General features: G+C 64.2%; 4 protein-coding genes. All 4 read left to right on the top strand.

From position 1 onward, the window contains the following. The first annotated feature begins 238 nt into the window (after positions 1–238). Complete coding sequence (locus Q0349_RS03935; protein ID WP_298079574.1) at positions 239–1,687, top strand: Wadjet anti-phage system protein JetA family protein; 1,449 nt, start codon at positions 239–241, stop codon at positions 1,685–1,687. Beyond that, complete coding sequence (locus tag Q0349_RS03930) at positions 1,684–2,343, top strand: DUF4194 domain-containing protein (RefSeq protein ID WP_298079573.1); 660 nt, start codon at positions 1,684–1,686, stop codon at positions 2,341–2,343. The genes Q0349_RS03935 and Q0349_RS03930 overlap by 4 nt, the downstream gene beginning before the upstream one ends. Further along, positions 2,340–5,759: an SbcC/MukB-like Walker B domain-containing protein gene (locus Q0349_RS03925; RefSeq protein WP_366916267.1), complete on the top strand. Its 3,420-nt coding sequence runs from the start codon at positions 2,340–2,342 to the stop codon at positions 5,757–5,759. The genes Q0349_RS03930 and Q0349_RS03925 overlap by 4 nt, the downstream gene beginning before the upstream one ends. Beyond that, positions 5,756–6,450 (top strand): hypothetical protein (locus tag Q0349_RS03920; protein ID WP_298079572.1); only part of this gene is annotated, 695 nt, incomplete at its 3' end. The genes Q0349_RS03925 and Q0349_RS03920, both read left to right, overlap by 4 nt.

Below are 6,450 nucleotides of genomic sequence, written 5' to 3'. Positions count from 1 at the left end.
CACCATGACGGAACACGCGGCTTTAACGGTGGGGCAAGCCCCACCCTACAACCGCCGGATGCCTCGCCCGAAAAATACCTGAATGCCTGAAGCCGTTCGCTGTTTACATACACCTTCCCCGCTATCCTGTATGTAAACGCGCCCCGGCAGGCAAAAGCCGACTGGTTGCCGCCCCCGCCTGTCACCATTTGTGCTATGTTTTCAGTCCTGTTCTGCCGCCATCCTGAAGGAACGCCCCATGCCGTTTGCCGAGACCACCCGCCTGCCGCCACACGCCCCTTCCCTCTTTCAGCGCCTGCCGGAGCAGATATTTTCCCCGCTGGCGTCCGCCAACCGTCGGCAATACTGGCATCTGCTCTGCGCCCTCTACGACAAACGCTTCGGCCCGGATGCGCCGTTACCGCCGGGCAACGGCTTCTTGCTGCGCGAGATTACCAATGACATCGCCGCAGAAATTCAGCATCAGCAATGGGTGCTGGAGGAGGTCGAAGCGACGCCGCAAACGCCACTTGTCAACCGCGCCTACATGGTATTCAGCCGTCTGCGCGACAGCGGCTGGCTGCAGGTGGAGCGTGTCGGCGTGCGCGAGATGGTGACGATGCCGCCAGAAGTCGCCCATTTCATGAACCGCCTTGTCGAATTTGCCCACACCGGACCGGAGTTCGTCTCCGGCAAAATCCGCAGCATCGAGGCGAATCTGCGGCTGCTGCTGGACGGGGATGCCGACGGTGCCTCCCTGCAGGAAGCGGCACGGCAATCGCGCGCGCTGCTGGAGCATATCCGCATCGCCAGCACCCATGTGCGCGACTTGATGCGGGAAATCGGTGATATTACGGTCACGGGCGAATTTGTCCGCCGCTTTTTCGATGACTACGTCGAGCGCATTTTTATCGCCGATTACAAGGAGCTGCGCACGCGCGAACACCCGCTGGCACGGCGGCAGGAAATCCTGCGCCTGCTCGGCCACATCCGCCAGGGCGAACTGTGCGGACGCCTGCTGCACTGGTACCGGGAAAAACAGGCAGCGGGCGATGCGGCGCGGGCCGAAGCGCTGTTTGCGCGCGATATACAGAAAATCGAAGAATTGCAGCGCATTGACGAATACCTCAACCGCCTCGACGATGAAATCCGCCGCGCCAACCGGCAAGCACTCGCCTATCTGGATTACCGCCTACGCGCCACCCTGCCGCTGGGGCAATTGATTGGTGCGGCAGTGGCGGCGGTCAAGACACACGGCGAAAAGGCCACCCGCCGCGCACCGTTTGCCTGCGGCGCGGCCATCAGTGGCGAGCGCCTTGCCCGCCCGCGTCAGCCAACCCGGCACACACCGCCGGATGCACTGCGCACGCGGACGATTTCACCGGAGCGGGCGGCCTATGCCCGCTTGGTATTACAGGCACGCGACCGCCGCGCCATGTCCTGGCCGAAACTCACCGCCTTTCTCCGCGCGCAGCTTGCCGGGCGCGAAAGCATCACCAGCGCCGACCTGCCCACCGACAGCATCGAAGCGGTACGCGCCCTGCAAATGCTCTGCACCGCCGCCACCGCGCACGCGGGCGCACCCTGCCCGCTACCCGGCGGATTCATCCTCCGCCGCGATGGCGACGCGGAAATGCCCTCGCCTGCCCTCTCGCACATCCCCTTCACCCTGACTAACCGGCACCACAGCACGGAGGAGCACACATGAGTTTCTGGGCAGACGCCGTCGCGGCAGCCGACGGAAAGACAGAAGCGGATTTCGAGCAGGCCGCAGACCGCCTCATCAGCGAACAAGTGCTGTACGCGGCAGACCAGCGCAGCAAAGCCGCTTACGCACTCATCCGCGATTATGAGCACAAATTCCGCCAGGCGCTGGCGCCGTTCGGCTACCAACTGCAACTCAACCGCCAACTGCGCTACGCCTGCGCCATCCCGCGCCACCGCCACGGCCACCCGGCGACCGTGGCACAAACCCTGCTCGCGCTGGTATTGCGGCACATCTTCGACGAAGAAACCCGCAGTGGCCACCACGACGAACACGGCGAAGTCGCCTGCGACCTGGTGACGCTCACCGTCAAATACCAGCAAATCACCGGGCGCGAACTCGAAAGCGGCGGCAAACTGCAAGAATTGCTGCGCTGGATGCAGCGCTGGGGACTGGCGCGCCTGGTGGACGATGGCGGCGACTATGCCGGAGCGGAGCTGCATCAGCCCTATGCCGTCATCATCCGCCCCGGCATTGCCGAAGTGCTGGGCGAGACCGCGCTGCTACAACTCGCCCGCTTTGCCGAGGCGGGCGCGGTTGCCGATGAAACAGCGGACGATAACAATGACGACGACCCGACAGCAGGAGAAGACGCATAAAAAAACTGAGCAAAATCCGCCTGGTACAATACTTCCTCTACGACACCCTCGACATCAACATCGGCATGAGCTGCGGCATCTTCGGCGCGAACGGCAGCGGCAAATCCTCTCTGCTGGACGCCGTACAAACCGTCATGCTCGGCGGCAACGAAGGCAGCGGCGACGCCGGCGTCGCCTTTAACGCGCAAGCCGACGAAAGCAACCACAACAGCCGCAGCATCCGCGCCTATTGCCTCGGCCAATACGGCCACGCTGCCGAAGCGCGCCTACGCGACAGCGCCGACACCTACATCACCCTGATTTGGGAAGACAGCCAGACACAAGAGCGCCTCTCCACCGGCATCCACATCCATGCCGAAGCCGCGCAGGCGCGCGCCGTGGTGCAGGGGCGCTACATCTTCCCCGGCGAACTCACCCTGGCCGACCACCTCGACCACAGCGGCGACAAACCCCGCCCCAAAGCGTGGCACGCCTTCCGGCAGATGCTGGCGCAGCGCGCCCCCGGCGTGGAGTCCGCGGAGCTCGTGCACGAAAACGCCAAACGCTTCGTCGAAGCGCTGCTGTTCCAGCTACGCGGCAGCGGCGGCGTACCGAACGCCACCGCCTGGCGCCAGGCCTTCCGCTTCGGCCTGCGCATGAAATTCGACAAAAGCGTGGATGACATCGTGCGGCGGCAGGTGCTGGAAGCGCGACCGACCAACATCCACAAATTCCGCGAATTACTCAACACCTTTCAAGAAATGGCAGCGCTGGTACGCGAAGTGCAGACCAAACTGGCGGCAGCGCGCGACATTGAAGGCGATTTCGCCCGCGCACGGCGCTACCAGCAACAGGCCGTCACGCTGCACGCGCTGGCCGAAGACGCCGCCCGCCAACAGGCGGAGGCGGCACACCGCGCCGCCGTTGCCGCTGCTGAGGACGCTGCCGCCGCCTACCACGCCGCGGAAACACACCGCAACACTATCATCGCCGAACGGAAAACCGCCGAAGACGCCGCCAACCGCAGCGCGGCGGCACGCGACAACCACGCCTCGCATGGCGACCGCGCCCTGCTGCAAAACACCCTCGCCGCCACCCGCGCCCGCCTGCAACAAGACAGCACCCGCCTCGCGCGCGACCTTGGTGCCATCGCCAAAGCCCTCGACATCCGCGCCCCCGGCAACCTGCTTGCCGACAACGCCAGTACCGCGGCACAACAGGCGCTGTACCGCCTCATCAACGACAAACAATGGGAAGCCGAAAACGTCACCGCCGCCGTACAACAAGCATTGCGTGCCGCACAAACCCTGCACAACACGCTCTTCAGCGCCATGCAACAGGCAGGAAACGCCCTGAGCAGCGCCGAAAAAGCACTGAATACCGCCAAAGACGCCGAGGCGCGCGCCGCCCTCGGCAAGGCGCCGCTCACCGACAACGTCCTCAACCTGCAACGCGAACTGGCGGACGACGGCATTGACGCGCTCCCCGTCTGCGACCTGGTGCGCATTGACAATACGGACTGGCAACCCGTCATCGAAGCCTACCTCGGCGCGGCCAACATCCAGGCACTGCTGGTTGGTGCGGCCGACGAACGCCGCGCCTTCCAGATAGCCCGCAAAAGCCGTGCCTACAACAGCAAAATCGTCCGTGCCAGCAAATACACCAGCCAGCGCGACAGCCCGCCACCGGGCAGCGTTGCCGAACTCATCCGTGGCGACAACGCCGCTGCCGTGCACTACCTGCGCGCCAAACTGGGCGACTACCGCCGTGCCGCCAGCGAGGACGAATGCTTTGCCCACCGCTACGCCATGACCACCGACGGAATGCTGCTGGCCGACGGCGAAATCGTGCGCAAAAAAACCGTCCACCCCGCCGACTACAAAATCGGCCCGGTCACCGCCGACACCCGCGCTGCCGCCACCGCGCAAGTGCGCGCACAAACGCAAGCCGTTGCCACCTGCCAGCACCACTACGACCAGCTCAAAGCCCTGCACAACCAACTCGCGCCATTCGCAGGCGACAGCGCGGACAAAATCGCCGACATCCACGACCATTGCGCCCAAATCGCCGCCGACAGAGAGGACGAAACCCGCCAAAGCGCACGCCTGCAAGCGCTCGACACCGCCGAATACCGACAACTGACTGCCGCGGCAGAAGCCGCCGCCGCACGACTCAAAACCCTGTACGAACAACAAGCCACAGCAGCACAAGCCGTTGGTGCCGCCGAAACCATCTGGCAACAAAAACGCACGGAAACAGAACAAGCGGCAGAAACCGCCGCAGCACAACAAGAAAAAGCCACTGCCGCACGCGCCCACAGCGACTACGACGCCGATACCGCTGCGGCAGAAGAACAGCGCCGCCCGCACATCCCCTTGCCCGAACGCCACGACGACTACGCCCGCCGTAGCCGGAGCGCCCGCGACAACAGCCAGCAAAAAGCCACGCGCGCCCTGGAAAAACTGGCGACATTCAGCCTCCACTACCGCGAAACCCCGCCAGCAGACGGGCGCGACGACTGGCACATCACGCACGCCTGGCTACAGAGCCGCATCCGCGACCTCGAAGACACCCAACTGCACCAATACCAAGAACAAATGACGCGCGCGCTCAACGCCGCGAAAACCACCTTCCGCAACGACGTCGCCGTCGCCCTGCACGAAAAAATCGAATGGATGCGCCACACCTTGAACCGCCTGAACGAAGCGCTGCGCCTCGCCCCGCTGTTTACCAACAACGAACGCTACCAGTTCCGCGCACAAGAACGGCCGGAAACCGCGACCCTGCTGAAATTCATCAAGGACATCGCCCGCTACGGCCCCGACGAAGACCTCTTTGGCGATGCGGGCGCCACCCCGCCCGTCTTTGACGAACTGATGAACGAAAAAACCGCCACCGGCATGGGTGCCGCACAAAACGCCCTCGACGACTACCGCGAGTTCTACCACTACGACATCGAAATCCTGCGCGAAGACCGCGCGAGCGGCGAAACCCGGCGCGTCGAATGGCTGAGCAAACGCATCGACGCCGGCTCCGGCGGCGAACGCCGCTCGCCGCTCTACGTCATCGCCGGCGCAGCATTGGCATCGGCCTGCCGCCTGACGCGCGGCGACAACAGCGGCCAGCGCCTGCTCGTCATCGACGAAGCCTTCATCAAAATGGACCCGGGCAACATCGTCGCCACCATGCGCTACTTTGAAGAACTCGGCCTGCAAATCCTGATGGCCAGCACCGGCGACGCGCTCGGCATCCTCACCGCCTTCCTTGACCGCTACTACGACATCCTGCGCGACGCCGAAACCAACGGCATCGTTCTCGACGGCCACGACGTTAGCGCCGAAACCCGCGCCCAATTCCGCGCCGACCTGCCCGAATTTCACCCGGAACTGCTCGCCGCCGAAATCAGCCGACAAGCGGGCGAGGGCAGTGCGCCATGACGTCCCCGGCAGAAGAACTGGCACATCAGGCGTTGATGCGGCTGCTACGCGCCGCCGACAAATATGCGGCAGGCACGACGACGCGCCGCGCCGCCCTTTCCGGCAAAGCGTTGGCAGACTACCACCAGTTGCCCCGGCTACAAGACAAAGAAACCTACGACGCCATCATGACAGAAGCGCAAACAGCCGGCGCGATTACCCTGCAGCGCCCGCGCCACGAACCGCAAAGTTTCATCAGCCGCATCGAACTCGCCGACGCCGACAAACTGGCGGGCCTGCTGCACCAAGAAACGCACGCCGCCAAAATTTGCCGCGCGCAAGACACCCTTGCCGTCTGCCTTGCAGACTACCCGGTCCTGCACGAGGTCATCAGCGCCTGGGAAAAACTGAAAAAAGTGCGGCAAACCGCGCCGGAAGACGCCGGGCGTTGGCACGACGCCTGCCAAACCATCAACTGGTGCCGCGAACAGGAGCAGCGCGGCATCACCGAAAGCGCCGTGCGTGATGCCAGCGCGCTGCTGTTCAAAGACAGCAAACGCATCGAGAATCTGCATCCCTGCCTTGACGTGCTGCTCACCGGAAACCTCGCCGGTGAAGCGCGGCCGGAAACAGAAATCCTGCAAGAACTCGGCCTCTACCGCGAGCCGCAGCCGGTACGCCTCGCGGGCAACGTCCTATTGCGCCGCACGCG

Source organism: uncultured Cardiobacterium sp., assembly GCF_938028185.1.
Lineage (GTDB): Bacteria > Pseudomonadota > Gammaproteobacteria > Cardiobacteriales > Cardiobacteriaceae > Cardiobacterium.
Note: the sequence above shows the minus strand (reverse complement) of the source record. Positions and strands in the feature narration are given on the sequence as shown.

Coding starts and splice junctions, on each gene's coding strand:
- Q0349_RS03935 (WP_298079574.1), top strand. CDS start 239: ATGCCGTTTGCCGAGACCACCCGCCTGCCGCCACACGCCCCTTCCCTC.
- Q0349_RS03930 (WP_298079573.1), top strand. CDS start 1,684: ATGAGTTTCTGGGCAGACGCCGTCGCGGCAGCCGACGGAAAGACAGAA.